The 26700-nt window shown below is 50.5% G+C and carries 26 protein-coding genes, 1 tRNA gene and 2 pseudogenes; 15 read left to right on the top strand and 14 right to left on the bottom strand.

Going from position 1 to position 26700, the window contains the following annotated elements; translation table 11 throughout:
* Window positions 1–3: 3 nt before the first annotated feature.
* The 11 genes and pseudogenes from RSJ68_04150 to leuC form a co-directional block, all read right to left on the bottom strand.
* A complete protein-coding gene (locus RSJ68_04150; GenBank protein ID WNU97927.1) occupies window positions 4–1536 on the bottom strand; it encodes a DUF4178 domain-containing protein in 1533 nt (510 codons plus the stop codon).
* A gap of 270 nt (window positions 1537–1806) precedes the next feature.
* Window positions 1807–2829 carry an SPFH domain-containing protein gene (locus RSJ68_04155; protein WNU97928.1) on the bottom strand — a complete coding sequence of 341 codons (1023 nt, stop codon included), beginning with the start codon at window positions 2827–2829 and terminating at the stop codon, window positions 1807–1809.
* A gap of 86 nt (window positions 2830–2915) precedes the next feature.
* On the bottom strand, window positions 2916–3314 hold the full coding sequence (locus RSJ68_04160; protein ID WNU97929.1) for a DUF350 domain-containing protein: 399 nt from the start codon (window positions 3312–3314) through the stop codon (window positions 2916–2918).
* Window positions 3315–3559: 245 nt separating this feature from the next.
* Window positions 3560–3622 (bottom strand): annotated as a pseudogene (locus RSJ68_04165) (transposase).
* A 118-nt stretch (window positions 3623–3740) separates the two neighbouring features.
* Complete coding sequence (leuB, locus tag RSJ68_04170) at window positions 3741–4811, bottom strand: 3-isopropylmalate dehydrogenase (GenBank protein WNU97930.1); 1071 nt, start codon at window positions 4809–4811, stop codon at window positions 3741–3743.
* 66 nt (window positions 4812–4877) lie between these two features.
* Window positions 4878–5741, bottom strand: a complete 864-nt coding sequence (locus RSJ68_04175; protein WNU97931.1) for a DUF1444 family protein — start codon at window positions 5739–5741, stop codon at window positions 4878–4880.
* 38 nt (window positions 5742–5779) lie between these two features.
* The gene (locus RSJ68_04180) at window positions 5780–6241 is read right to left on the bottom strand and encodes a YhcH/YjgK/YiaL family protein (protein WNU97932.1); all 462 of its coding nucleotides are present in this window, start codon (window positions 6239–6241) and stop codon (window positions 5780–5782) included.
* 64 nt (window positions 6242–6305) lie between these two features.
* On the bottom strand, window positions 6306–6947 hold the full coding sequence (leuD, locus tag RSJ68_04185; protein ID WNU97933.1) for a 3-isopropylmalate dehydratase small subunit: 642 nt from the start codon (window positions 6945–6947) through the stop codon (window positions 6306–6308).
* Window positions 6948–7035: 88 nt separating this feature from the next.
* Window positions 7036–7173 carry an entericidin A/B family lipoprotein gene (locus RSJ68_04190; protein ID WNU97934.1) on the bottom strand — a complete coding sequence of 46 codons (138 nt, stop codon included), beginning with the start codon at window positions 7171–7173 and terminating at the stop codon, window positions 7036–7038.
* Between the two features lie 36 nt (window positions 7174–7209).
* Entirely contained in the window at window positions 7210–7347 is a 138-nt protein-coding gene (locus RSJ68_04195; protein ID WNU97935.1) for an entericidin A/B family lipoprotein, read from the bottom strand.
* 154 nt (window positions 7348–7501) lie between these two features.
* Window positions 7502–8908 carry a 3-isopropylmalate dehydratase large subunit gene (gene leuC / locus RSJ68_04200; protein ID WNU97936.1) on the bottom strand — a complete coding sequence of 469 codons (1407 nt, stop codon included), beginning with the start codon at window positions 8906–8908 and terminating at the stop codon, window positions 7502–7504.
* Window positions 8909–9199: 291 nt separating this feature from the next.
* Between leuC and gshA the strand changes: the two genes are divergently transcribed.
* From gshA to RSJ68_04270, 14 genes and pseudogenes are all read left to right on the top strand, one after another.
* Complete coding sequence (gshA, locus tag RSJ68_04205) at window positions 9200–10552, top strand: glutamate--cysteine ligase (protein ID WNU97937.1); 1353 nt, start codon at window positions 9200–9202, stop codon at window positions 10550–10552.
* Between the two features lie 148 nt (window positions 10553–10700).
* On the top strand, window positions 10701–12926 hold the full coding sequence (locus RSJ68_04210; protein ID WNU97938.1) for a DNA internalization-related competence protein ComEC/Rec2: 2226 nt from the start codon (window positions 10701–10703) through the stop codon (window positions 12924–12926).
* A 136-nt stretch (window positions 12927–13062) separates the two neighbouring features.
* Window positions 13063–14802 (top strand): potassium/proton antiporter, encoded by a 1740-nt coding sequence (locus RSJ68_04215; GenBank protein ID WNU97939.1) that lies wholly within the window; start codon window positions 13063–13065, stop codon window positions 14800–14802.
* 289 nt (window positions 14803–15091) lie between these two features.
* Window positions 15092–15388, top strand: a complete 297-nt coding sequence (locus RSJ68_04220) for a helix-turn-helix domain-containing protein (GenBank protein WNU98344.1) — start codon at window positions 15092–15094, stop codon at window positions 15386–15388.
* A complete protein-coding gene (locus RSJ68_04225) occupies window positions 15292–16188 on the top strand; it encodes an IS3 family transposase (protein ID WNU97940.1) in 897 nt (298 codons plus the stop codon). Before RSJ68_04220 ends, RSJ68_04225 begins: the two co-directional genes overlap by 97 nt.
* Window positions 16189–16346: 158 nt before the next feature.
* Window positions 16347–17693: a replication initiation factor domain-containing protein gene (locus tag RSJ68_04230; GenBank protein ID WNU97941.1), complete on the top strand. Its 1347-nt coding sequence runs from the start codon at window positions 16347–16349 to the stop codon at window positions 17691–17693.
* Window positions 17694–17738: 45 nt separating this feature from the next.
* Window positions 17739–18029, top strand: coding sequence for a hypothetical protein (locus RSJ68_04235; protein ID WNU97942.1), 291 nt, complete (start codon window positions 17739–17741; stop codon window positions 18027–18029).
* Between the two features lie 4 nt (window positions 18030–18033).
* Window positions 18034–18231, top strand: coding sequence for a hypothetical protein (locus RSJ68_04240; GenBank protein ID WNU97943.1), 198 nt, complete (start codon window positions 18034–18036; stop codon window positions 18229–18231).
* 170 nt (window positions 18232–18401) lie between these two features.
* Window positions 18402–18644 carry a hypothetical protein gene (locus RSJ68_04245; GenBank protein WNU97944.1) on the top strand — a complete coding sequence of 81 codons (243 nt, stop codon included), beginning with the start codon at window positions 18402–18404 and terminating at the stop codon, window positions 18642–18644.
* A gap of 15 nt (window positions 18645–18659) precedes the next feature.
* The gene (locus RSJ68_04250) at window positions 18660–18971 is read left to right on the top strand and encodes a hypothetical protein (GenBank protein WNU97945.1); all 312 of its coding nucleotides are present in this window, start codon (window positions 18660–18662) and stop codon (window positions 18969–18971) included.
* A gap of 344 nt (window positions 18972–19315) precedes the next feature.
* Complete coding sequence (locus RSJ68_04255) at window positions 19316–21010, top strand: IgG-binding virulence factor TspB family protein (protein ID WNU97946.1); 1695 nt, start codon at window positions 19316–19318, stop codon at window positions 21008–21010.
* A gap of 8 nt (window positions 21011–21018) precedes the next feature.
* A complete protein-coding gene (locus RSJ68_04260) occupies window positions 21019–21300 on the top strand; it encodes a DUF2523 family protein (protein ID WNU97947.1) in 282 nt (93 codons plus the stop codon).
* A 2-nt stretch (window positions 21301–21302) separates the two neighbouring features.
* Window positions 21303–22478 (top strand): zonular occludens toxin domain-containing protein, encoded by a 1176-nt coding sequence (locus RSJ68_04265; GenBank protein ID WNU97948.1) that lies wholly within the window; start codon window positions 21303–21305, stop codon window positions 22476–22478.
* A gap of 602 nt (window positions 22479–23080) precedes the next feature.
* A pseudogene (locus tag RSJ68_04270) lies at window positions 23081–24042 on the top strand (IS110 family transposase).
* A 209-nt stretch (window positions 24043–24251) separates the two neighbouring features.
* Here RSJ68_04270 and dcd read toward each other — a convergent pair.
* The 3 genes from dcd to rdgC form a co-directional block, all read right to left on the bottom strand.
* The gene (gene dcd / locus RSJ68_04275; GenBank protein ID WNU97949.1) at window positions 24252–24818 is read right to left on the bottom strand and encodes a dCTP deaminase; all 567 of its coding nucleotides are present in this window, start codon (window positions 24816–24818) and stop codon (window positions 24252–24254) included.
* Between the two features lie 71 nt (window positions 24819–24889).
* Window positions 24890–25306 carry an MORN repeat-containing protein gene (locus RSJ68_04280; GenBank protein ID WNU97950.1) on the bottom strand — a complete coding sequence of 139 codons (417 nt, stop codon included), beginning with the start codon at window positions 25304–25306 and terminating at the stop codon, window positions 24890–24892.
* A 63-nt stretch (window positions 25307–25369) separates the two neighbouring features.
* Window positions 25370–26269 (bottom strand): recombination-associated protein RdgC, encoded by a 900-nt coding sequence (gene rdgC / locus RSJ68_04285; protein ID WNU97951.1) that lies wholly within the window; start codon window positions 26267–26269, stop codon window positions 25370–25372.
* A gap of 155 nt (window positions 26270–26424) precedes the next feature.
* Here rdgC and RSJ68_04290 point away from each other — a divergent pair.
* Window positions 26425–26500 (top strand) — tRNA-Glu (locus tag RSJ68_04290).
* The last annotated feature ends 200 nt before the right edge of the window (window positions 26501–26700 follow it).

A 26700-nucleotide genomic window follows, 5' to 3' on the forward strand; every position in this document is an offset into this window, starting at 1 on the left:
GGTTTAATCCTCGTCCTCGTCCTCGTCCTCGTCTTTTTTGCCCATAGTCCACATTAACCAGGCTCCTATGAGGATGACTGAGGGGGTGGCAGGGTTGTCGCTGATTATCAAAGCAGGGAGGTTGACGACAACCAAGATGGCGGTCATCACGATTCTCAGTGATTTATCAATACCGTCTGCCGCCATTTTTGCGGTGTAATGCGGTGCGCGGCTGCTCAGGCTAAATGACTCGGCAACTTCGCTGTAATCAATTGGCACGCTTTTGCTCCATGCCATTTCGTGCGTGTTCAATTCGGCAGAAAGTTTGCGGTTTTGTCCGTCACGGTAGTCGCTGTAATAGTTCAAATCGCCCCTTCGGATGCGCCAGTAGAACGCGCCGGCCGCGACTTCGACCCTGCCGCCGTAGTCGTAAAGTTTGCCGCAGCCTTGCGGTTGGCGGTTGCGGTCGAGGCGCGGCCATGTATTTTGGGTTTGGGAAAGGCTCCAGCCGTCATCGGATTCGACCAGCCACAGGAAACCTTGCGTCGGGTTGTAAAGCAGATATTCCGACCATTGGCCTTCGGGCGTGAGCACGCGGTTGGCGCCGTTAAACAGGTTGTCGAATGTTTCCTGTGCGTCGGTTTCGGCGTATCTGACTGCGCCCATAACGTAAAATTCGCGGTTTTTCAGACGACCTTGTCTGCCGACGGGCAGGGTAAACAGGCTTTGCTGCGACGTGCGCATGGCGTTGGCGGTAATGAGTTCGGCTTTGTCTTTGCCGATTGCCAATTCGCTGCCGCAGCTTGGGCAGTTGAGATGGGAGGTGAGGCCGTTGACCCAGTGGACGGACGAGCCGCAGTTGGGACAGTTTTCTGAGGAAATACTGCCTTTCAGACGGCCTGCGCTTTCTTTGATTTCGTCTTCGCTGCGGGCGTTTTCCAGCTTCAAATCATCCAAGTTCACCATGCGGCCGAAGAAGGTTTCGGGGGTGTCGCCGCTGTAATCGAGCGTGATGAAAAGGTCTTCGCAACGCCAGTCGGCGACTTTGTTCTGACGGTCTCCGTTCAAAACAAACGGCAGCTCGCCCTGCGCGGCAGCGCGTTTCAAGCTGATGTGGCGCACGTCTGAGGCGACATAGCGTTTGCTTTGGAAAGTCAGTTCGCTAAATCCCGCCCGAATGTCCTCAAAGCGCGGCGGGTCGTCGGTTTCGACGGGCATGGTCATCACATACAAATCGCCTGCTTCCGAAAGCCAGCCCGTCCTGCCGTCGTCAAACAGCACGTACCATTCGTTCCATGCGCCGTCGTCGTATTGCACCTGAAGCCGTCCGACCAGGGTGAAGCGTTGCGTAACAAATGTGCCGGCCGTACCGATTTGCAGCAGGCTGAAATCTTCCAGCAATGCGGAATCGCGGCCGGAATCGACGATACCGTCATCCTGCCGTACCAGCATGCTGTTGCAGTAGCCGCACACCAGCGTAACGGCTGAGGCGGAATGCGCTTCGACAGGCGCGCCGCAGCTCGGGCAGTCGGTTTTAAAGAAGGGGGTGTTTGACATGTTTGCTTTTTCGAGTGGAAAGGAAGGTTTCAGACGACCTTTTTACAGCGGATTTGAATAAAAACTTACCGTGTCGTCATCTCCGCACAGGCGGGAATCCATTTTTGAAATTCAGAAACGGTTTTTCAAATCAGGGTTTCTTAAGTTTGACGATGGATTCCCGCCTGAGCGGGAATGACGACACTGAATTTTGATGTAAAAACGAATTTTTAAAACCACCGACAGGCCATCTGAAAACCCGTAATCTGTTTTCAGACGACCTTCTTAATATCAGCCGATCAACTGTTTCAACACTTCCGCTTTGGCTTTATCGTAATCCTCTTGAGCAATCAAACCGCCGTCCAGCAAAGATTTGAGTTTCGCCAATTTTGCCTGCGGGTCTTCGGAGGCCGTCTGAACGGTTTGGGCGGGTTGTGCTGCCGGTTGCGCCGCGGGCTGCATCATGCCCGCCATCGCGCCAGCCATTGCCTGACCGACGCCAGCGCCTACGCCCAAGCCTGCGCCGATTCCGGCAAGTCCGCCTTTGTTTTGCGCGGCGAGCGGGATGGATTCGGCGGTTTGGTATTGGGTGTAGCGTCCCAAGTCGCCGATGACGCCCATGGAAATTTTCTTATCCAAGGCTTCTTGGATGGCGGCAGGCAGAGTGATGCTTTCGACGGTGAAGTTTTCCAGCGTCAAGCCGAGTTTGGCAAATTCCGCGCCGAGCAATTCGCCGATTTTTTGCGACAGCAAAACTTGGTTTGCCGCCATGTCCAAAAACGGAATGCCGGAGCTGCCGAACGCCGCCGCGAGTTGGGTGACGGTGATATTGCGCAACTGGTTTTCCAACTCGGCGCCGCTGTATTCTGCCGCTACGCCGCTGACTTCTTTGAAGAATTTTGCCGGATCGCTGATTCGGTAGGCGTACATGCCGAACGAGCGCAACTGCACCGCGCCGAACTCGGCATCGCGCACGGTAACGGGTTGCGACGTACCCCATTTCCGCGCAAGCTGTTGTTTGGTATTGAAAAAGTAAACGTCGGATTTAAACGGGGATTCAAAGAGTTTGTCCCAGTTTTTCAGGTTGGTCAGCAGCGGCAGCGTTTGCGTGTTGAGTGTATAACGGCCCGGTCCGAACACGTCGGCGGTTACGCCCTCGTCAACAAACATCGCCATCTGCGCCTCGCGCACGGTCAGGCTCGCACCGTTTTGGATTTCCTCGTCGGCAATTGGGAAACGCCACATCAGCAGGCTGTCGTCGGGATTCGGCCATTGGATGACGTCGATAAACTGTTTCTTGATAAAGTTGAACATTGCGGTTCCTTATTTTGAAGAATGGGAGAATACGGAGCGGGGAGGAAATGCGGCCAGCCGTAAATTTTGCAAACTGTTTATAAAAATCAGGTCAAACAAGCGGCATTCAAGATACCTATGGACACGGACACCGCGCCAAACAGTGCGCCGACGGCGACGTTGTTGCCGATAAGTTCTTCCGTTGCGCCTTTAATCATCATCGTGGCGGCAAAATACACCAAAATCTGAATCACTGCCGCGGCAAGGCCCCACAGGATAAAATCGACGAAACTGACGCTGTGGGCAATGCTGGACGCGAGCGTCAGACAAAATCCGACCAGCGCGCCGCCGAACGACAAGGCGCAGGCAAGGTTGCCGTTTTTAATCAGCCGCAATTCTTCCGCAGGGGTAATCCGCAGATACACCGCGCCGAAAACGGCAGTCATCGCTACACCCGCAAGCATATATTGCAGGTAAAGCAGGTATTGGGGCAGGGAAATACTCACGATAGGGTTTCCTTGTCAGATAATTTTGATGTTTTTGATTATGCCATATTTCAACAGTAAAGGTCGTCTGAAAAGGGGTTCAGACGACCTTTACTGTTTTTTGCTTTGTTTTGGGTTATCAGGCAGGCGGAGGCAGAAGAGAGAATGAGACTATAGTGGATTAACTTTAAACCAGTACGGCGTTGCCTCGCCTTAGCTCAAAGAGAACGATTCTCTAAGGTGCTGAAGCACCAAGTGAATCGGTTCCGTACTATCTGTACTGTCTGCGGCTTCGTCGCCTTGTCCTGATTTAAAGTTAATCCACTATATAACCTGTCCCGCACTATTCTCGATAAGGCCTCAAAAAGCTCTAAAAATCGTCTGAAAAAATGCGCGGAGTTTTCCGCGCATTTTGCTTAAAACATACTCTCGTTTTCAGACGGCCTTTTACAAAGCGGCGAGTACCGCGTCGCCCATTTCGGAGCAGGAAACGAGTTTCGTACCTTCTTCGTAAATATCGCCGGTGCGCAAGCCCTGTTGCAGCACTTTTTGGACGGCGTTTTCGACTTGTTGCGCGCGGGCTTCGTCGTTCAGGCTGTAACGCAGCAGCATGGCGAGCGAGAGGATGGTGGCCAGCGGGTTGGCTTTGTTTTGTCCGGCGATGTCGGGTGCGGAGCCGTGTGACGGTTCGTACAGGCCTTTGCCGTTTTCGTCCAGCGAGGCGGAGGGCAGCATGCCGATGGAGCCGGTCAGCATGGAGGCTTCGTCGGAGAGGATGTCGCCGAAGATGTTGCCGGTGGCAATCACGTCAAATTGTTTGGGCGCACGTACCAACTGCATGGCGGCATTGTCAACATACATATGGGAAAGCTCGACATCAGGGTATTCTTTGCCGACTTCCTCAAAGATTTCGCGCCACAGTTCGGTGGTTTCCAAAACGTTGGCTTTGCCTACGGAGCAGACTTTTTTGCTACGTTTTTGGGCGGATTGGAAGGCAACGTGGGCAATACGGCGGATTTCGCTTTCGCTGTATTTCATGGTGTTGTAGCCTTCGCGTTCGCCGTTTTCTAACACACGGATGCCGCGCGGCTCGCCAAAGTAAATATCGCCGGTCAGTTCGCGTACGATAAGGATGTCGAGGCCGGCTACGATTTCCGGTTTCAGAGTGGAAGCGTTGGCCAGCTCGGGATAAAGGATGGCAGGGCGCAGGTTGGCAAACAGATTCAAGTCTTTACGGATAGCCAACAAGCCGCGTTCAGGGCGCAGCGGACGGTCGAGATTGTCGTATTGAGGAGAACCGACTGCACCAAGCAGTACCGCATCGGCTTTGCGGCAAAGGTTTTGCGTGAATTCTGGATAAGGATGGCCGTATTCGTCATAGGCTTCGCCGCCCAAAGGCGCGTATTCGTAGCTGACATCCAAACCTTGTTCGATAAGTTTGTCGAGTACGCGGACGGTTTCTGCAACGATTTCAGGGCCGATGCCGTCGCCGCGCAAGATAGCGATATGTTTGGTCATTTCGGGTTTCCTTATGGGAAGGTTTTAGGTAAAGGGCAGGTCGTCAGTTTTTCAGACGGCCTTAAATCAATTTGCTCTGAAAACGCTGATTGTACCATTATGGTACTGGTAAAGTTGGGTAGAAATCGCATAGGCAGAGTCTTCAAATGCCTGCAGGGCAATATTCGCCATCGCCTGCAAAGCCTCTTCATCGGACGGGCTGCAAACGAGCAGGGCGTTGCGTGCCGGGACTGCAAAAACAGGATTGGCCGGCAGCATAGGGTCGTCTTTAAGTACTTCGTCCAAAAGCAAAATCAAGGAAGCATCATAGTCGTTGTCCAAATGGATTTGGGCTAATGACCAACCTTCGGCATGATGAATTTGGACACGTCCATTCATCCGTTGGCGCAAATTATCCATGGCGGTACGATACAAGGCGTCTTCATTTTCAATACCGGCCTCTTCCATATGCTCACGATTGAGCGTATGCATGGATTCTTCCGTATCTACCATATAAAGCAACATGATATCGCCCGCAATCGGTTTATATGCCAGATAATCGGCAGGTTCGACTTCGTCCGTATTTGTAATCAGTCTGGCATTTTCCAGATAAATCGTATTTTTAATCGTCGGAAGAATTTGTTGTGCCGAAACACTGGCATCAGTATCTTGAATCTTATAGATAACCGCTAAATTGGCTGCAACAATAGCTTCCAAGGCCTCGGGATTTTGCAGATAACTTGTGTAATGGTTGCTCAAATATGTGCTGAATGATGCTTCATCGTCTTTGGAAAAATGGACGATGATAGGCGAAGAAGCAATATTTTCACCCCAGTCGATTTTTGCCTCAAGATGCAATTCTTCTTGAATGCGGCGGGCAAAGTATTCGACAAATTCCTGCCAAGTCATTAATTTAGGTTTGGAGCGGAACAACCTGCTGAAAAAAGACATATTGTGTCCTGAATAAGGGGATAAGGCCATCTGAAAAATTATAGACGTTCGGTTTCAACACGGATTTTAAAAACAACTTTACGTATGTTCGGTCTGTCGCCGACCAATGGGGCATGCGCATCATTCGGGTAAAATAGCGCAAATTCGCCGGGCTCCAAAGTTAACCAGGTTTCCGGCTCGCAATCGAAAAATTCGATATCGCGCTTTTCGTTGTAGCCTAAACCGTTTTTCAGACGGCCTCTGTCTATCCAGCCATATGTTTCGCTGCCATCAATCGGTGTTTGAATATCAATATGTTTTAAGTGCACTTCAGGCTGGGCTTCTCCCTGCGTCCTCATCGGATCGCTGCCGATAAAAATACGGATATTGGGATTCTCGCATGGCACTTGGCCGTCCGGCAGCTTGGCAAAATCTAAGGTCTGCAACAGATGGAAGGCTTCGGCAAAGTCGGGATGCAAGGCAGCGTAGCGGCTGGCATTGCTTATGGTATCGGTAATCATAATATATTTGTGTAGATTAAAGGCCGTCTGAAACACTTACATTTTTCAGACGGCCTTTTGTATATCAACCGTTAAACAGCCAAGGCTGGCTTTGACGGCGTTTTTCTTCGAAGGCGTGAATTTCGTCAGCGTGTTGCAGGGTTAGGCCGATTTCGTCCAAGCCGTTTAAGAGGCAGTGTTTGCGGTGTTCGGTAATATCGAATGTAAATGTTTCACCGCTAGGGGTGGTCAGGGTTTGTTCGGCAAGGTCGATGGAGAGCTGATAGCCTTCGTTGGCTTCAACTTCTTTGAAAAGCTGGTCAACCTGTTCTTCTGTCAAAACGATAGGTAAAAGGCCGTTTTTGTAGCAGTTGTTGAAGAAGATGTCGGCAAAGCTGGGGGCGATGACGGCGCGGAAGCCGTAGTCGTCCAATGCCCAAGGGGCGTGTTCGCGTGAAGAGCCGCAACCGAAGTTTTTACGCGTCAACAGGATTTGTGCGCCTTGATAGCGTGGCTGGTTCAGGGAGAAATCCGGATTCAACGGGCGTTTGCTGTTGTCCATGCCCGGTTCGCCGTGGTCGAGGTAACGCCATTCGTCAAAGGCATTGGGACCGAAGCCGCTTCGTTTGATGGATTTTAAAAATTGTTTGGGGATGATGGCGTCTGTATCGACGTTGCTGCGGTCGAGCGGGGCGACGATGGCGGTTATTTTGGTAAAAGGCTTCATGTTCTGTACTTTTCTGTTTGTCGGAAGATTATAAGAAGATTACAAAATGCCCCGTCATACGGGGCATTTGGGATTGAATCAAGACAATTTAGTAAGTTTTGTCTTTTTCAGCGGTATCACTAACGGCAGTGCCGGCAGCTTTGACATCTTTGCCCATACCGGAAATAGTGTTGCATGCTGACAAAAGGGTTATAGCGGTCAAGGCAATAAGTGCGAATTTTTTCATAATCATAGTTCCTTACGGGTGGTCAATGTTCATCAATTAGTAGCTTTTTACAGACTCGGCAGAACCGCTGACGGCGGATCCGGCTGCGCTGACATCTTTACCTACACCGGAAACGGTGTTGCATGCTGACAGCAGGGTCATAGCGGTCAAGGCAATAAGTGCGAATTTTTTCATTTGAAGCTCCTAAATTAATCAATCAATCAAAAAGTACAGTGTGTTTTGCTGCGTTGTTAATAATATGCTGCATCCGGATAAAAGGCAATAGGCCGACTGATGCGAAATTTTGATGCTTAAGATATAAACAGATATAAACAGTAATAAATCAATTTTACAAGCTGCGGATATCGGTAAATTTACCCTTTACCGCAGCGGCGGCAGCCATAGCGGGGCTGACAAGGTGCGTGCGCCCGCCGTTGCCTTGGCGGCCTTCGAAGTTGCGGTTGGAGGTGGAGGCGCAGCGTTGACCCGGAGTCAGGCGGTCGGCATTCATGGCGAGGCACATCGAGCAGCCCGGTTCGCGCCATTCGAAACCGGCATCGATGAAGATTTTGTCCAAGCCTTCTTGTTCCGCCTGCCGTTTGACCAAGCCGGAGCCGGGAACGATTAACACGCGCTGTACGTTGTCGGCTTTTTTACGGCCTTTGGCGACGGCGGCGGCTTCGCGCAAGTCTTCGATGCGGCTGTTGGTGCAGGAACCGATGAATACGATGTCGACGGGGATTTCGTTCAGCGGCGTACCGGCTTCCAAACCCATGTATTCGAGGGCGCGTTCCATGCCGCTGCGTTTGACGGGATCGGTTTCTTCGGCAGGGTTCGGCACTTTGCCGCTGATGTCCAAAACCATTTCGGGTGATGTGCCCCATGTTACTTGCGGTTCGATGTCTTCGGCTTTGAAACGGTATTCTTTGTCGAATACCGCGCCTTCGTCGGAAACCAGCGTGCGCCAGTATTCGACGGCTTTGTCCCATGCTTCGCCTTTGGGTGCGAAGGGTTTGTCTTTGACATAGTCGATGGTGGTTTGATCGACGGCAACCATGCCGGAGCGCGCTCCTGCTTCGATCGCCATGTTGCACAGGGTCATGCGGCCTTCCATCGAAAGGCTGCGGATGGCTTCGCCGCCGAACTCGATGGCATAGCCCGTGCCGCCTGCCGTGCCGATTTGTCCGATGATGTAGAGGGCGACGTCTTTGGCGGTAACGCCCGGTTTCAGACGACCTTCAACGGCAATCAGCATGGATTTGGATTTTTTTGCGGTAATACACTGGGTCGCCATGGTGTGTTCGACTTCGGAAGTGCCGATACCGTGTGCCAGCGCGCCGAAGGCGCCGTGGGTAGAGGTGTGCGAGTCGCCGCAGACAACGGTCATGCCGGGCAGGGTTGCGCCTTGCTCCGGACCCATGACATGAACGATGCCCTGACCTTTATCCATAAACGGGAAGTAGGCGAGTGCGCCGAACTCTTTGATATTTTTGTCTAAAGTATCGACTTGCAGCTTGGAAATCGGGTCTTGGATGCCTTTGTCCCAATCGCCGGTCGGGGTGTTGTGGTCGGCGGTGGAGACGACGCTGTCGATACGCCACAGCTTGCGCCCCGCCATTTTCAGGCCTTCAAACGCTTGCGGGCTGGTGACTTCGTGCACTAAATGGCGGTCGATGTAGAGCAGGACAGTGCCGTCTTCTTCTTCGCGGACGACGTGGCTGTTCCAGAGTTTGTCGTAGAGGGTTTGTGCGCTCATGATGGGTTATCTTTGCTTATTAATAATGGGTTATCTTTGCTTATTAATAATAGGAGTAGATGGTTTGTTTTGATGGGCGGATTTTAGGCTTTTTACAGGGGCAGTGCAATAGAAATTTGTCTAATTTCTACATTTCCCCGTAAAAATCTAAAAATAACTTTCAAAAATTGGACAAATTGTAGAATTGTTGACAAAAAGAGGTATTTTATTTGAAACAATGCTTGTCGTACCGCCTAAAAAAGCACTATCATTTCCATCCGTATCCCACATCCGACAACAGAGGTATAGAGAATGAAATTACCGGTTATGGCTGCCGAACATCTGTCGCAACTTCAGGCGTTTGAAGCGAAAATCTTGTGCAACCACGCCAAAATCGAAGCATGGTTCCGTTCGCAATGGAACGCGCACCGCCCGCCGTTTTACGGTTCGGTCGACATCCGCAATGCCGGTTACAAAATTTCGTCTATTGATATGAACCTGTTTCCCGGCGGTTTCAACAACCTGAATCCGAATTTCATCCCGCTGGCGGCAGTGGCGGCGCAAGATGCGGTACAGCGCGCCTGCGAAACGGCAAAATCCGTATTGATTATTCCCGAAAACCATACCCGCAACACGTTCTACCTGCAAAACGTTTACGCACTCAGCGAGATTTTACGCTCGGCAGGGTATGAAGTCCGTTTGGGCAGCCTGAATTCGGAAGTTACCGAACCGACCGAATTTGAAACCGCGTTGGGCGACAAAATCCTGCTGGAACCTTTATTGCGTACCCGCGAGCGCGTTCATCTTGCAGACGGTTTCTCGCCTTGCGTCGTCTTGTTGAACAACGACTTGTCCGCGGGTGTTCCCGACATTCTCAAAGGTATCAGCCAAACCGTATTGCCTCCTCTGCACGGCGGTTGGACGACGCGCCGTAAAACAGAACATTTCAGCGCATACAACCAAGTCGCCGCAGAATTTGCCAAACTGATTGATATCGACGAATGGCAGATTAACCCGTATTTCGAAAAAATCGGCGGGTTGGACTTCCAAGAGCGCGAAGGTGAAGACGCGTTGGCGGAAGCGGTAGAACGCGTGCTGGCAAAAATTCAAGCCAAATACGACGAATTGGGCATTACCGACCAGCCTTTCGTTATCGTCAAAGCCGACGCGGGTACTTATGGCATGGGCGTGATGAGCGTCAAATCCGCCGACGAAGTGCGCGGGTTGAACCGCAAAAACCGCAACAAAATGGCGAAGGTGAAAGAAGGCTTGGAAGTCAGCGAAGTGATTGTCCAAGAAGGCATTTATACCTATGAAACCATGAACGGCGCCGTGTGCGAACCCGTCGTTTATATGATGGACCGTTTCGTTATCGGCGGCTTCTTCCGTGTGCACGAAGGACGTGGCGCGGACGAAAACCTCAACGCCGGCGGCATGGTGTTCGTCCCGCTGTCCAACAGCATCCCCACCGGCAGCGGCGACAACTCCCAAGAAGCCCCCGAAGCCTGCAAACGCGTATTCGAAGAATGGGACTCGCTCGGTATGCCGCGCTCTGAAAAAGATTGCGATGTGGACAACGAACACAACCGCCTCTACGTTTACGGCGTAATGGCTCGCCTGTCGCTGCTTGCCGCCGCGCTTGAGTTGGAGCAAACCGCTCCGTAAAGCGTGTTTGGTCTGATTATTTAAAATAGTAAAGGTCGTCTGAAAGCCATAGTTTAGGTTTTCAGACGACCTTTTTCATGACGTTTGTAGGAAATTCAATTATTATCCCCACCTGATTTCAAAATTAATAATAAAAAGGGAAACAGTTTTGCTGAAATATTATGGATTGCCGTTTTGGGCAGTCGGCGTCATCGCCTCGTTCGCTTTGCCGTCCATACCGCATTGGGCTGCGTGGCTGGCGGCGGCATTGGTTTTGCTGGCGGCTTCGCAGCGGTTTGCGGTGGCGGGAATGATGCTGTGCGTCCTGCTCGGCGCGGCTTACGGCGTGTTTCGGACGGAATCGGCTTTGTCGGCGCAATGGCCGTTAAACGGAGCTTCGGAGTCGGTGTTGACGGTTGAAGTCGCGGATATGCCGCGCGGTGACGGGCGGCGGGTGCAGTTTGCGGCGAAGGCATGGACGGAGGATGGGCGGCAGTTTGATTTATTGCTGTCGGATTATCAGAAACGCGATTGGGCGGTAGGCAGCCGCTGGAAAGTGTCGGCACGGCTCAAGCCGGTTATCGGCGAAGTGAACCTGCGCGGGCTGAACCGCGAGGCTTGGGCGTTGGCAAACGGTTTGGATGGCGCGGGTACGCTGGGCAAAGGCAGGAGCTTGGTTCGCGAGGGCGGCGGTGTCGGCTTGGCGGTGTGGCGCGATGCAGTCAGCCGCCGTTGGCAGGCTGTCGGGGCGGACAGTCCGGATTTTTCGGACGGTATCGGTCTGATGCGGGCTTTGAGCATAGGCGAACAATCGGCGTTGAGGCCCGAACTGTGGCAGGCGTTCCGACCTTTGGGCTTGACGCACTTGGTCAGCATTTCGGGGCTGCACGTTACGATGGTGGCGGTTTTGGCGGGTTGGCTGGTCAAACTGATTTTCAGACGACTGCCTTGGATACCGGCAAAACCGCGCGTGTGGATTTTGGCGGGCGGCGCGGCAGGGGCTTTGTTTTATGCGCTGCTGGCGGGCTTTTCCGTGCCGACGCAGCGCAGCGTCTTGATGTTGGCGGCGTTTGCCTGGGCTTGGTGGCGCGGCAGTCTGTCTTCGGGCTGGACGGCGTGGTGGCAGGCTTTGGCGGTGGTGTTGCTGCTCGATCCGTTGGCGGTTTTGGGCGTGGGCACTTGGCTGTCGTTCGGCTTGGTTGCCGCCTTGATTTGGGCTTCGGCAGGTCGTCTGAAAGAACGCGGCTGGCGTTTGGCTGTACGCGGACAATGGGCGGCGACGATGTTGTCGGTGGTATTGCTGGGCTATATTTTTGCGTCGTTGCCCATCATCAGCCCTTTGGTCAATGCGGCGATGATTCCTTGGTTTTCTTGGGTGCTGACGCCGTTGGCGCTGCTGGGGTCGGTGTTGCCGTTCGCGCCTTTGCAATGGGCGGCGGCAGGTTTGGCGGAATACACTTTGCGCGGCTTGGTTTGGCTGGCGGAGGTGTCGCCTGAATTTGTCGTAGCCGCCGCGCCTGTGCCGCTGTTGGTTTTGGCTTTTGCGGCAGCCTTGCTGTGGCTTTTGCCGCGCGGGCTGGGTCTGCGGCCTTGGGCGTGTTTGGTGTTGGCTGGATTTGTGTTTTACCGCCCCGACCGTTTGGACGACGGGTTGGCGCGGATTACCGTGATGGATGCGGGACAGGGTTTGTCGGTGTTGGTACAAACGCGCGGCCGCAACCTGCTGTTTGACACGGGTACGGCGCAGGCGGCGCAAACAGGTATCGTACCAAGCCTGAACGCCATGGGCGTGCGCCGTTTGGACACGCTGATTCTGTCGCATCACGACAGCGACCACGACGGCGGTTTGGACGCCGTTTCCGATATTGAAATCGGCGAAACGCTGGCGGGACAGCCTGAGTTTTATCCGACCGCAAAATTTTGCGCCGAAGCGCAATGGCAATGGGACGGCGTGGATTTCGAGTTATTGAGGTCGTCTGAAAACCCGGTCGGTGAAGACAATGACCGAAGCTGCGTCTTGCGCGTCGTTTCCGACGGACAGGCATTGCTGGTTACGGGCGATTTGGGCGTCAAAGGCGAAGCGGGGCTGGTAGAACGCTACGGCAGCTCGCTGTACAGCCAGGTTTTGATATTGGGACACCACGGCAGCAATACGGCTTCATCCGGCGGTTTCCTGAACACGGTCTCCCCCAAATACGCCGTTGCCTCCAGCGGCTACGCCAATGCTTACAAACACCCCACTCCCGCTGTCCAAAACCGAGTCCGCGCACACGGCGCGACTTTGCTGCGGACGGATTTGTCGGGGGCATTGGTATTTGAGCTGGGCGGCGATGAAGTCTTTAAAGGTCGTCTGAAAAAGGATAAGTTTTATTGGCAGAAAAAGCCGTTTGAGTAAAGCGGTTTGCTGTATGAACAAAGCCGTCTTTCAGACGGTTTTTTATTTCTGCATAATGGGTAGGCATTCGGTAAATCTTATTGATTTTATGATATAATTTCGCCTTTTTTTATTGACGGCAAGGGACTTTTGCAACGTGAACTGGATGAACAATCTGTTTTTGCTCGGCGGGGCGTTATTGTTTTTAAGCGTGGTTTCGACCACTTTGTCGGCAAGGCTGGGGATGCCGCTTTTGTTGGTGTTTCTGACGGTTGGAATGTTGGCGGGTGAGGACGGTATCGGGCGCATCGATTTTGACAATTTCGTTTTGGCCAACGTCATCAGCCAGCTTGCGTTAGCCGTCATTTTGCTTGATGGCGGATTGCGGACCCAGCTTTCAAGTTTCCGAATTGCATTGAAGCCTTCTGCGGTATTGGCGACATGGGGCGTGTTTGCCACTGTGTTGTCTTTGGGCTTGTTCGCCACGTTTTATTTGGGTTTGGATTGGAAATTCGGCGTACTGATGGCGGCGATTGTCGGCTCGACCGATGCGGGGGCTGTGTTCAGCCTGCTGCGCCACAGCGGCGTGCGCCTGAATGACAGGGTACAGGCGACTTTGGAAATCGAATCCGGTGCGAACGATCCGATGGCGATTTTTTTAGTTACCGCCCTGATTACCATGATTACCAACCCCGAACAATCAGGTGTGTTGGCGTTTTTATGGATGCTGCTGTTCCAAATCGGCTTCGGCCTGCTGATGGGGTGGGCGGGCGGAATGGTGTTGGCGAAACTCGTACGTCGTCTGAACCTTGCGGAAGGATTGTACGCGCTGATGATTGTATCAGGCGGCCTGTGGGTATTCGCATTTACCAATACCATCGGTGGCAGCGGCTTCTTGGCGGTTTATCTGGCGGGGATTATCGTCGGCAACCAGCATACCCGCGCAACCGAACACGTTTGGCGCGTGATGGACGGCCTGGCGTGGCTGGCGCAGGCGACTTTGTTCGTCGTGCTGGGTTTGTTGGTAACGCCCAGCAGCGTTTGGGAAAAAAGCGTCGATGCCTTGGTTATCGCCGTATTCCTCATGCTGGTCGCCCGTCCGCTTGCCGTTTTCAGCGGCTTGTGGAAATTTGGATACAGTGTGCGTGAAAAAGCCTACATCAGTTGGCTCGGGTTGCGCGGCGCAGTACCGATTTCTTTGGCGATGATGCCTTTGGTCATGGGCGTGCCGAATTCTGAACTGTTGTTCAATGTCGCCTTTGCCGTCGTCGTACTTTCCCTGCTGATTCAAGGAACGACGATACCCGTCATGGCGCGTCTGCTCAAGGTCGCCATGCCGCCCAAACCCGAGCCGGAAGGAATGCACGACATTTGGCTGTCGGAACGCGAAGCCGTGGCTTTGTTTTCTTTCAAGGTAACTAAGGAATCTGAGGCGGAAGGCAAGCATCCCGATGCCGTCGCCCCCATTTCGGAGTCGTTTGACTTGCGCTGTTTCGCGCTGATACGTGACGGGCGGAAAATTGAAATGCAGAATGATACGGTTTTGAGGGAAGGAGATACGGCTTGGTATATCCTGCCTGACAGCCAAGTGGACAAAATGGCGAAATACTTCAGTGAAACTGGGCAGAATGTGCGCGAAAATTTTGATTTCTTCGGCGAATTTGCCGTCGACCCGTATGTCAATACCGGCGATTTGGCAGCGGCGTACGGGTTGAAGCTGGAAGACGGCGAAGCCGGTATGAGCCTGCTCGAATGGTTTCAATCCAGAGGAGGCAGCGCGCAGCCCGTCGAGGGTGACCGCATTGTCGTTGACGGGTTTTCATTGACGGTTAAAGAAACCGATCAGAACGGTGTCGTGAAGAGTATGGGGTTGAAAGTACCGCGTCGGAAAAGCTAGGCTATGTCGTGATTTCTACATAAAAAACCAAACGACGACAGATTTTCTGTATATTGGTTCTTGCAATATTTATTGCGGTGATGGTACGGTCTTATGTTTGGGAACAATATAGTGGATTAAATTTAAATCAGGACAAGGCGACGAAGCCGCAGACAGTACAGATAGTAAGGAACCGATTCACTTGGTGCTTCAGCACCTTAGAGAATCGTTCTCTTTGAGCTAAGGCGAGGCAACGCCGTACTGGTTTAAAGTTAATCCACTATACCAAGCCGTACTCCACTATCTGCATATACGCAGCCAACAGCGTACCGCAGACCACTACGGCATCTCACGAACCCACCTGAGACGTTGGATAACCGCCTATCAAGAAGGCGGCATCGGCGCACTTGAACATCCCCAATCCAAAACCATGCCCCAACACCGCAAAAACCCCTTCATCGCCGACAAACCCGACCAAGAAAAAACACAGGCGGAGCTTATTGAAGAGTTGTGCTATATGCGCGCAGAGGTCGCCTACCTAAAGGAGTTAAAAGCCCTCAGCCAAAAGCAGACCGCAAAGGACAAAGCCAAACCGTCCAAACACTGAGGGCGCAACACCCGCTCAAATACCTGCTGCACATCGCAAACCTGCCCAAAAGCAGCTTTTACTACCATCACCAAGACCGGCCCGATCCCGACGCAGCCGACAAAGCCCTCCTTGTCGAAACCTACCGGCGGCATAAAGGACGCTACGGACAAAGGCGCATTGCCGCCGCATTGGGTTGGAACCGCAAAAAAGCGGCGCGGCTGATGAAGCAGTTGGAACTGAAAGCCCTCATACGGGCGAAAAAAGCCTACCGCCATCCCGCCATGGGCGAAATATCGGAACACCTCCTCAAACGTCTTTTCACAGCCGAAAAGCCCAACGAGAAATGGCTGACAGACGTGACCGAACTCAAAGGAAAGGACGGCAAACTGTACCTCTCTCCGATATTGGACCTGTTCAACCGCGAGATCGCCGCCTACGCCATGAGCCGCAGAGCCGACAGCGAAATGGTGAAGGAAATGCTCGAAAAAGCCGCACCCCGTCTGACTGCTAAAGGAACGATTCTTCATTCGGACCAAGGCGTGCTGTACCGTACGGCGGGGTATAGGGAATTGCTTGCGGGGCATTCCATGGTTCAAAGCATGTCGCGAAAGGCGAACTGTTGGGACAATGCGCCGATGGAGAGTTTCTTTGCGGTGTTGAAGACGGAGTGTTTCTATAACGCAGGTGAATTGACGGTAGATGAATTGATGAAGCAGATAGATGACTATATGGATTACTACAACCGGGAGCGTTGCAGTTTGAAATTGAAAAAGCTGAGTCCTGTCGCATACAGAACCCGGCTTGCACAGAGTGCCTGAATAGGCTTTTATCGGGTGTCCAAGATTTGGGGAGTAGTTCAAAGTTTCAGACGACCTTATATATTGCCATCCCAAAGGGACGGCTAACAATATTTAACGCCCTTTTACTTTGAAAGTAACAGGGCTTTTTTGTTGCCCGTCGTTTAAGGGGTACCGCTATGAAAGACAAGATGGAAGATATCAAGAAAGCGTTTGCCGCCGACATGGCGGACGCGCAAGCGGACGGCAAGGCGGCGGCAGACGCTTCAAATCTTCCCCCCTTATCTAACAGGGGGGGTACAGAATCCGAAGACGTCGGCACATTCCAAGAAGCCTTTGAATGTTACGAAACCTATATCTTAGACGGTAAAGGCAACCTCTTAGGCGTTCCGCTCCGTCGCGGTGTATCCGATTCAGCCTTTATCGACCAAATCAGTTTTTCATTTCACGAAAAAACCTTTTTCGACAAATACGGTGTCCGTGTAAGCCTTTTGGAAGACGAAGATTTCATCCGCGCTGCCTCCATGCTCGCCGAAGAAGTTTTCGGTTTCGGTATCTACAAAGAGTCCAAAGGTTCGGGCGGTCGTTTCTATGAGCGTTGCTGGTTGATGGGTTCGGAAGACGCCCTGTACGGTCGCGTCCATTTTGGCGGCCAACAAAATACCATTCTTTTCGAACTCACCGGCACAGGTTGCGGCGTCGCAAAAGAAGGCTGGGAATCCCGACTTTTCGCATTCCTGACCAATGCAATCCGCCCAAAAATAACCCGCGTTGACGTAGCCAAAGACTTTTTTAACGGCGAATACAGCCCGAACCAAGCCCGTGAAGACCGTAATAAAGGTCTGTTTACCTGCCATCACGTCAAACCAAAAGGCGAATGTTTGGGTTCCGACTGGGAAGAAGACGACGAAGCCAAAATGACTAAAGGCAAGACCTACGGTATCGGCTCCCGTGAATCGTCCAAATACGTTCGCGTCTATGAAAAAGGCAAGCAGTTGGGCGATAAAACAAGCAAATGGACGCGCTTTGAAATTGAATTCAAAGCAAAAGACATCGTTATCCCTTTCGAAGTTTTGCAGAATCCGGGTGAATATTTCGGCGGTGCATATCCGATTTGCGAACGCTTCGCACAAAAGGCAACGCGCATACACGCGGTTAAGGAAGATAAGGTCATTTCAGCCGACCGTTACCTTGAATGGGTGAAGAAGCAGTTCGGACGTGCGGCGAATGGTCTGAAATTCATTTTTCCCGAATTGGACAAAGCCAAACTGTTTGAACTGATTGAGCCGAATCATCACAAGCTGCCAAAGTCTTTGGCACCCGAAGCCTATGACTGCGCCTTTTTGAAAGCCCAAGCCATTCATGAGCAGCCTGCATTCAAACCGTATAAAGACCCTTTCGATATGTACGCATATTACGAGAATCTTGAAAAGCAGCTTGAGCAGCAAAAAGACGTCACAAATGAAGAAAGCTACAACAACTTTATCTACGACAAATTCGCAAGATTACCGTTTTCATGGGCTTAAAGCGTCTGCCCGCAAAGACGTTTAATCACACAAGGAAACCAAAAAATGAATATCCAACTTCAAGGCCACATCGTCGGCGTTAAAAAATTCAGCGGACAAATCGAAGGCAAGAACTTCGATTATTGCCGCCTGATTGTCGCCACGCCCTTAGACAGCTCCCAAGGTAACGCATTGGGCAGTTCTACCACTGAATACGATTTTGGCGGCTCTGCAAATTTCGAGCAGTTCCGAAACGCCCAATTTCCGATCGAAGCAAACCTAAACGTAGAAATCGTCACTACGGGCAAGACTCAAAAACTGAAAGTCATCGGTTTTCAAGCCGTTAAGAAAGGCTGATTGAATGCAGAAAGTCTATGTTGTCCAGTCCGTATCAACAGGGGACTTTCTGTATCTCTCCCCTGAAACGGGCGACATCGGACATACAAAATTAATCACGAACGCCGATTATTTCTACGACTTCGAAGAAGCCGTGAACGCCGGCTTAGAAGAAATCGGCAATCAATACGAATTTGTCGTATTCGGATTTTTGAAAGATTGAAAAATGAAACAGAAAGTGCCCCTCTCATTCAAATTAAGTTTGGGCGGGTTGGTTTTTTTCCTACTGGTTTTAATTGCATCAGTTTGGTACCTGTACGGTTAAAAGACTTGCGGTCAGTCTCAAAACAACCGCATCACTTTTTTATCAACCCTTATTGAAAGGAAAACGCTATGAAACTCTTAAACGTAGCAAAAAAATATGGCAATAAAGTTATTGCTGCAACAGCCCTGACAACCGCTTCCGCTTTGGCTGCTGCCGACGGCGTCGATTTGTCCGGTATCGGTACGACCGCTGCCACCGAGATTGCAAAATTTGCCGTAATGGTATCCGCAATCGGTGCTGCCGTTCTGTCGGTTATCGTGTTGATGCAAGGCTTCCGCATGGCCTTCAGCATGGTTAAAACGGCCAAATAACTGAAAGGGTAGGACATGGGGTATCGCGTCGGATTGCAATGCTTTTCTACAACGGAAGAAGCGCATGACTATGTATTGTCTCAAGTCCTACCTACCGTAACGGCGGATGTCAAAGTCGTACGCCCTTACAAAAACGGCAAAGACTGGTATTTGAACGAGCAGAAAATCAATTTGAGCTTCCCGCAATGCGACATAGCCGAACAAATACAATTCGGCGTATTGGTCGGCGCGCCGTTCATCGTCTTATTGGTGCTCGTATTCGGTATCAGGATGATAAAACGGCTGATTGAATCGGTTACGGAGCATCAAGGTGGTGGCGATGATTGACTTTTGGTTTTTATACGGATTCGGCGCGGTCTGTTTGGCATCGCTGATATTTTTTTGATATTCAAAAAGGGTATAATCCCGACTTTCTGCAACCGTTACGAAAGTTAGGATTATGTTTATTTCAGAATACCATTTAATTCAGTTTCAAACTGGTTCACATGTTTACAGGGACTTGCCGCAGGCGTTGATTTATTACAGGGAATTGATGAGAAAAGGTGTTTTTAAAGCTCCTTTTTCTTTTGATATTTTTAGAAATTTCTTTCATAGATATGATAGTGATTTTATAGAAATTCAGTTTCCCGATGCTTCGACTCTGCTAATTAAATTAGATGAAGCTAAATGTTATGTATCACATCCAAGAACGAAGTTTTTTAAAGATTATTCTATGTTGTAGTCTATTTATATCAGTTAAAGCCTTTGCTGAAGGACCTGTTGGACATTTTGAACGAGTCGAAGTCTATGATGATGGTCGATATAAAGGCATTAGGGGAATTAATAAGAGTACCCCCTATAAACATGGTAGAGTTTGGCAGGGGGTATTTGATAGTCATACTGGACAATATGCTAGTTTTGATGGGCAAGACTTAAGAGTTCGCCATGCTAGAACAGGATTAACTTCATCATCTAAAATTTCTACGACCATCGAAAGCCGCGTCTCCAAATCCACAGTCTTCCGAAACCTCCTATCCCGTGCAAGATTAGGCGGCAAATACGCCGTCCAACGCGCCGCGGGCAAACTCGGTGCAGGTCTTTTAGGCGGTCCCGCCGGGTGGGCAATAACCGCGGCTCTGACAGCATATGACCTTGCCGCCCCGCACGCAGCTAGCGAAGGCTATTACTATGACGAAAAATACGAAGACTTCGTCAAGCCCGTAACCTATGTCTATTGCGTGGCAAGTTCGGGCGTATGTACCGACCAGCGAGTTCAAGAAACAGTCATGAATCCAAAAGCCGTATACGCGGATATGGGACCCAATCCATCAGATGCCGAAATCAATAAAAAACTGTGTTCTAAATTAGATGTTCAGCATTTCGGTTTTGAATATCCCGACCGTTTTAGTAAAAAAGACGCAAAATTCAACGCAAGAAAAGATACCTGTGAGGTTGAGTTTAATGTTTTGAAGGAAGTCGGTTTTTTGAGTCCGGGCAAAACGACCACATCGGAAACACGTGTAATGGAACGAGTACCCAAAGTCAAAGAGCCCATACCGCAAAGCGTATTTGATAAAGCCGTCCAACCGTCGGCAGACGCCAGCCCGTCTAAATATGTCAACGCAACCGCAAATCAAGATGGCAGTGTTCCGGGCGAATCACAGGGAAATCCAACCGTACCGAATGGCACAGTAGTAACCCTCGGCCCTGCAACCGGACCTGATAATAAGCCAGTACAGGTAACAATCAATTTTAGAACAGGTTCAGACGGCAATACATCGGCAGACGTAAAAGTAACCCCGCGACCCGACCTCACACCGGGCAGTCCTGCCGCTCCGAATTACACGCCTGCTCCCGTCCCTCCGCCTGCAACAACCCCTACAACAACACCGGGCGATAATGGCAAACCCGATGGACAGCCGAATAAAACACCTGACGACAATCCGAAGGACAACCCTAAACCCGACCCCGACGACAGCCCTAGCGGCAAAGACAAACCAAAACCCGACGATAAGCCCGACCCTGACGGCAAAGACTATCCAAAAAAGGACGAAAGACCTAAAGAGGACGATAAGCCAAAGGAGGACGGAGGTTTGCTCTGTAAAGTGTTCCCGAACATTTTGGCCTGTGATGAATTGCCCGAAAAAGAAGAACCCAATTTAGAGATTCCTCAAGAAACTATCGATTTGAACTTCACACCTGACAATACCTTTAGCGAGTATGGCGAATGCCCTGCTCCCGTAACGTTTCAGGCGTTGGGCGCGGAATACAAAATCAGTCTTGAGCCGGCGTGTAATTTAGCTGCCATGATGCGCCCCTTTATTATCGCAATGGCTTGGCTGGTGGCTTCGTTCTTCGTGGCCAGAGTTGTCAGAAATAACGCATAGGGGGATTTATGAAATTTTTAGCTGCTCTTGCTCCATATTTGATAAACCATGTTGTCAAATACATTCTGACTGCCTTAGGGGTGTCTATAATTACCTATGTTGGTTTTGACGCCCTTATGAGTAATCTCAAAAATCAATTTATAAGCAGCATGGGGGCGGTTCCCGCCGGCGCGATCCAAATTTTTTATATCGCAGGTGGCGGCGTGGTTTTGAACATCATGTTCGGAATGCTCGCATTTGTCGTAACGTTTAAAACCCTGTCTAAATTAAGCTTCGGCAAGAAAGGATAAAGATGGCCGCCATTACTCTGATAACAGGCAAACCAAGAATCGGCAAAACCGCCTTTGCCGTCGAACTGCTTATGTTTGATGACTTCTATAAAGGCCGAAAAATCTTCTCCAACATCAACGGCCTTTTGATAGACCATCATAAACCGCCGGAAGGGCATAGCTGGGAAGACATGCATGAATGGCTGAAATGGAAAGAGAATATAGGCTCTGTCGTCATCTATGACGAAGTGCAATATCTGTTTCCGACACGTTCCAGCGGTTCAAAAATGCCTGAAAACGTCGCCTTTTTGAACATTCACGGCCATTACGGTATCGACATGATACTCATCACACAATCGCCCAAGCTGCTTGACGTGAATTTGCGAGAAGTCGTCAATAAGCATATCCATATAGCTGCAAACAAAATGGGTGGTCTGACAAGGTTGGAATGGAACGAAGTAGCCTTAAACCCGACCCAACAGGCAAGAAACGCCTTGTCCAGTTCGCATAAAATCAGACAAGAGGTTTTTGAATACTACAAATCCGCCGAAGTGCATACCGCCCATTCGCACGTCAAATCAAGGTGGTATTACGTAATAATTGCCATGTTGTTTATCCTGCCGTGTATCTTAGGTTTGGTCGGATTCATGGGCTATAAGATGTATCAGGGTTATAAGGAAAAAGCAGGAATAACGGCACAGGCCGAAGCAGCAAATGAAGATACAGGTTTCAAAAATCCGCTTGACCCTGAAAGCCAAAAAGAAATGATGCCGCAAAGCGGTATTCAGGGGCAAAACCTCAAACCTGAAGACTTTGTGCCAACGCTCGCCGAAAAGCCCGAAAGCAAACCCATCTACAACGGCGTCCGCCAAGTCAAAACATTTGAGTACCCTGTCGGCTGCGTCGATGGCGGAAAAAGTGGCTGTACCTGCTATTCCGCCCAAGGAACACCCTTAAAAGAGATAACCAAAGCCATGTGCAAAGACTACGCTAAAAACGGCTTGCCGTTTAATCCGTATAAGGACGAACAACAACAGGCAGCCCAACAGCCACAAACCGCCCCGCAGACCGCCTATGAGCCTGAAAACAGCCAAGTCATCACAATGGGCGGGCAAAGCCCAAAAAACCTAATGTATGACGGCTACGTCGAAGCAGGTCAACAGTTTGCACAACGCGGCGGGGTTGTAGGTACTCAATGAAATAAAGGTCGTCTGAAATTCAGACAACCTTTTTTATTATGTTTTATTTAAAGATAAATATTATGTTTTTTGTTTGGTTTCAATGATATGGTTTTTGCCCGGCGAAATTTTCATTAATATATCTAAAAGGTGACCTTTATTTTTAAGGAATTGGGATTTAAAGAGTCAAGGGGGAAGTTTTGTAAAGATTGGGAGTGTTTTTTGCCCAATCTTTATGAATACCCCCTTTACTCTTTAAAGCACAAAATTACGCTTGTGGTAGGTGGGCAGGAAGGGTTTTATTTCCTGCCCGCCTGCCACGTGGCGAACGTCCCCGAAGGGTCGCCGAAGGCAAATATTAAGATTTAAGCAATTTTATTTCTTCCGGCGACGTTAAAAATCCCATTTTTAAGCAAAATTGAGCTCCACCGGCTGCAATAAAATGCCAAAATGAATCATGCTATACTTAAACTCGGCAAAGGATTAGCTACCCTATGCCGAAGCCGTCCAGCCTGACAACGACCAAGCCTAAAGGCTGTCAAGAAGATTAGGCGGGCGGCTTTATTGTTTGTTAAATTGAGTAGTATCAAAGAACCTAGATTCTGAATAAGTAAGGGTAATCTATGCGAAACGCCGTAGGACTTGATATATCAAAGACGACTTTTGACGCAACCGCCATCATTGGCGGCATCGAAAATTCTGCCAAGTTTGATAACGACAGCAAAGGCTTTGAGCAGTTCAAACACTGGTTGACAGAATTAGGCTGTACTGACGCGCATATCTGCATGGAAGCCACGGGCAACTACTACGAAGGCATCGCCGACTACATAGGCAGCCTGTACAAAGTATCAGTCGTCAACCCGCTGAAAATCAGCAAATACGCCGAAAGCAGGTTTACCCGAACCAAAACAGACAAACAAGACGCAAAACTGATAGCCGAATACTGTCAGACGGCCAAAGCCCAAGACCTCGTGATCCGAAAACCAGTCATAAACGACGGCTACAAACTCAAACGTCTCTCCGCTCTCTATGCCCAACTGACCGCAGACAGCACCGCCAAAAAAACAGACTCGAAGCCGCAAAAGACACCTTTGTCGTCAAAATCTGCGAAAGCAACATCAAGCATTTGCAGCGGCAAATAAAGGCAGTCAAAAAAGAACTGGAGAAACTCACGAAGCAACCCGCATTGAAAGAACAGACCGACAGACTGGCCACCATACCCGCCATCGGCAGGCTGACCGCCGTCATGCTGCTGAACTACCTTTCAGGCGCGGATTTCCAAACATCAAACAAGTTTGCAGCGTTCGCAGGATTAACGCCTCAAATCAAAGATTCCGGCACATCGGTAAGAGGCAAACCGAGTCTGACTAAGTACGGCAATCGAAGACTACGCGCCATGCTCTTCATGCCCGCCATGGTCGCCTATCGGATAAAGGCATTCCCAGACTTCATTTCACGCCTTGAAGCCAAGAACAAACCCAAAAAGGTAATTATTGCCGCCATCATGCGTAAACTTGCCGTCATCGCCTATCACGTCCACAAAAAAGGCGAAGACTACGACCCGAACCGCTATAAAGCGGCGTGATTGAACCAAAAAAATCACGGCATTTCAAATGAAACGCCGTGACATCGTTGTGTGCAAATATCACTCAATTTAAATATTATGCAAATCAACGGTTTGTAAATTAAATGTAAAGATGATATTGTCAAGTAAAGTAGTATCTTCTTGTATCGTGCCTGCATTTTATGTTCGGCAAAATGAAACGCTCTATATTTTGCCGGCTTATCCAATCATCAGGTTTTCGGCAGGGTAACGCCGGTTTGTCCCATGTATTTGCCGTTGCGGTCTTTGTAGGAAGTTTCGCAGATTTCGTCGCTCTCGAAGAAGAGGACTTGCGCCACGCCTTCGCCGGCATAGATTTTGGCGGGCAGGGGGGTGGTGTTGGAAAACTCGAGGGTCACGTAGCCTTCCCATTCCGGCTCGAACGGGGTGACGTTGACGATGATGCCGCAGCGGGCGTAGGTGGATTTGCCCAAGCAGACGGTCAGGACGTTGCGCGGGATGCGGAAGTATTCGACCGTACGCGCCAGCGCGAAGGAATTGGGGGGGATGATGCAGCAGTCGTCTTCGACGGTGACGAAGTTTTTCGGGTCGAAGTTTTTGGGATCGACGATGGTGCTGTTGATGTTGGTGAAGATTTTGAATTCGTTGGCGCAGCGGATGTCGTAGCCGTAGCTGGACGTGCCGTAGGAGATGATGCGCTGTCCGTTGGCTTCTTTGATTTGGTTCGGCTCGAAGGGGTCGATCATGCCGAACTCTTCGCTCATGCGGCGTATCCATTTGTCGGACTTGATGCTCATAATGTTTTCCTTGTTTCTTGCGGTTTTCAGACGACGTCTGCGGAGAGGTCGTCTGAAAATGCGGGACGGGGTTATTTGGTTTTGGGCAGTTTCACTTCTTTAATCATGCCGTTTTCGCATTTCATGATGAAGACGGTTTCGCCGTTTTGCGAGGCGGTGAATTTGCCGTGCGCGAGGCCTTTTTTGAACGTGCCCGACAGTACCATGTTGCGGAACTTGGTGCTGTTGGAATTGAACGGTTCGATGAAGGTTTCGCGGTTGGCGGAGACGGTGTAAACGCCTTGTCCGTCGAATTTGCCGTTTTTAAACGCGCCGGTGTAGCTGCGTCCGTCTTGGCAGCGCCATGTGCCTTTGCCGGCGGGTTTGCCGTCTTTGCCGACATCGCCGTCGTAGGTGCAGCCCGGTTCCTGATAGGAAGTCAGGACGGCGGCAGAGGCGGGGAGGGCAAGCATAATGGCAAGCGGCAGGAATGCGAAGTGTTTAAACATAAAGGTTGTCCATCGGATGTAGGTTTCAGACGACCTTTTATCGTGTAAAGGTCGTCTGAAAAATTAGTCTTGCCAGCCGCCCAAATAGGAAACCAGCTCTTCCAACATGGTGCTGACGGATTCCGCCATCAGGATTTGCGAGGCGAAGGCAAGGCTGGCGGCATCGTCGCCGTTGCTCTCAGCTTCTTCCTGCAATACGTCGAGGTATTGGATGCGCTTGAGCGTGAAGTCTTGCGTGAGGATGAAGGCGATTTGCTCGCGCCACACCAAGCCCAGTTGGGTCACGGTTTTGCCGTTTTTGACGTGTTGGACCACTTCATCGGCGGTTAAATCTTGTTTGGATACTTTGACGACGGGAACAACATCGCCTACGCCTTTGAGTTCGCAATCGCTGTCCAATTCAAAACCGCCTTCGCAACGCCCTTGCAACAGCCACTCGGTCATCAGGGAAGAGGGCGATTGCTTGGTATTCGGCAGCGAGGCTTCCAAACCGCCCAAGGCTTCGCGCAGCTTGGTCAGGATGTTTTCCGCTTTGGCGGAAGCTGCGTTATTGACAAGCAGATAGCCGTGGCGGGTGTTGAACACCGCTTCAGTACGGCTGCTGCGGGTAAACGCGCGGGGCAGCAGGTCGTCTGTAATTTGTTCTTTAAGCTCTTGTTTTTCCTTGCGGCCGACATTGCGGGCTTCATTGTTTTGGATTTCCGCCACCTTCTCTTCCAAAATATCGCGGATGACGCCGGCGGGCAGGACTTTTTCTTCTTTTTTCAGAGCGACGCGCAAAGTAAAGTCAGCAGGGAAAACGAGTTCGGGAGAGAACGAAACCGGTGCGGCAAAGCCTTCGCTGGACCAGTCCAAACCTTGGCAGCGGGTAAATTCAGCCTCCGCAAGTTTGTCGGCAAGTACGTCCGCTTCGGGCAGCTTTTCTTTGTTGAGCGGATAAAAACTGATCTGCTTGAACCACATGGTTTGTTTTCCTTTTCATTAAAAGCGGCATTATACAGGCAAAGCCGATACAAAGATAAGGAGCAGAAGGGTCGTCTGAAACGAGTTTGACCATAAAAAACGCCTGACCCGTTGACAGCGTTTTAACGCTTATGTATAGTTCGCAACTCGGTTACGCGCCCATCGTCTAGAGGCCTAGGACACTGCCCTTTCACGGCGGCAACCGGGGTTCGAATCCCCGTGGGCGTGCCAGATTTTCAATAAACCCTTACTGGAGAACAGTAAGGGTTTATTTTTTGCTTTTGCGAATGGATGAGATTGGATGTTGGCTTTTTTCATACAGCCATTTTAGCGGGGCATTATTCTTAATATTTAGATAAATCGCCGGATTTTATCTTCCGTAATTTCATCAGCAATATCATATTGTTCACGAGTGAATAAACTATATAAAA

Origin of the sequence: Neisseria sp. DTU_2020_1000833_1_SI_GRL_NUU_006 (assembly GCA_032388755.1) — a bacterium.
In the GTDB taxonomy this organism is placed as follows: Bacteria; Pseudomonadota; Gammaproteobacteria; order Burkholderiales; family Neisseriaceae; genus Neisseria; species Neisseria sicca_C.

Coding starts and splice junctions, on each gene's coding strand:
- rdgC (WNU97951.1), bottom strand. CDS start 26,269: ATGTGGTTCAAGCAGATCAGTTTTTATCCGCTCAACAAAGAAAAGCTG.
- gshA (WNU97937.1), top strand. CDS start 9,200: ATGAAATTACCGGTTATGGCTGCCGAACATCTGTCGCAACTTCAGGCG.
- leuD (WNU97933.1), bottom strand. CDS start 6,947: ATGAAGCCTTTTACCAAAATAACCGCCATCGTCGCCCCGCTCGACCGC.
- leuC (WNU97936.1), bottom strand. CDS start 8,908: ATGAGCGCACAAACCCTCTACGACAAACTCTGGAACAGCCACGTCGTC.
- RSJ68_04180 (WNU97932.1), bottom strand. CDS start 6,241: ATGATTACCGATACCATAAGCAATGCCAGCCGCTACGCTGCCTTGCAT.
- RSJ68_04250 (WNU97945.1), top strand. CDS start 18,660: ATGGGGTATCGCGTCGGATTGCAATGCTTTTCTACAACGGAAGAAGCG.
- RSJ68_04150 (WNU97927.1), bottom strand. CDS start 1,536: ATGTCAAACACCCCCTTCTTTAAAACCGACTGCCCGAGCTGCGGCGCG.
- RSJ68_04280 (WNU97950.1), bottom strand. CDS start 25,306: ATGTTTAAACACTTCGCATTCCTGCCGCTTGCCATTATGCTTGCCCTC.
- RSJ68_04240 (WNU97943.1), top strand. CDS start 18,034: ATGCAGAAAGTCTATGTTGTCCAGTCCGTATCAACAGGGGACTTTCTG.
- RSJ68_04155 (WNU97928.1), bottom strand. CDS start 2,829: ATGTTCAACTTTATCAAGAAACAGTTTATCGACGTCATCCAATGGCCG.
- RSJ68_04265 (WNU97948.1), top strand. CDS start 21,303: ATGGCCGCCATTACTCTGATAACAGGCAAACCAAGAATCGGCAAAACC.
- RSJ68_04195 (WNU97935.1), bottom strand. CDS start 7,347: ATGAAAAAATTCGCACTTATTGCCTTGACCGCTATGACCCTGCTGTCA.
- leuB (WNU97930.1), bottom strand. CDS start 4,811: ATGACCAAACATATCGCTATCTTGCGCGGCGACGGCATCGGCCCTGAA.
- RSJ68_04175 (WNU97931.1), bottom strand. CDS start 5,741: ATGTCTTTTTTCAGCAGGTTGTTCCGCTCCAAACCTAAATTAATGACT.
- RSJ68_04235 (WNU97942.1), top strand. CDS start 17,739: ATGAATATCCAACTTCAAGGCCACATCGTCGGCGTTAAAAAATTCAGC.
- dcd (WNU97949.1), bottom strand. CDS start 24,818: ATGAGCATCAAGTCCGACAAATGGATACGCCGCATGAGCGAAGAGTTC.
- RSJ68_04245 (WNU97944.1), top strand. CDS start 18,402: ATGAAACTCTTAAACGTAGCAAAAAAATATGGCAATAAAGTTATTGCT.
- RSJ68_04230 (WNU97941.1), top strand. CDS start 16,347: ATGAAAGACAAGATGGAAGATATCAAGAAAGCGTTTGCCGCCGACATG.
- RSJ68_04255 (WNU97946.1), top strand. CDS start 19,316: ATGTATCACATCCAAGAACGAAGTTTTTTAAAGATTATTCTATGTTGT.
- RSJ68_04190 (WNU97934.1), bottom strand. CDS start 7,173: ATGAAAAAATTCGCACTTATTGCCTTGACCGCTATAACCCTTTTGTCA.
- RSJ68_04260 (WNU97947.1), top strand. CDS start 21,019: ATGAAATTTTTAGCTGCTCTTGCTCCATATTTGATAAACCATGTTGTC.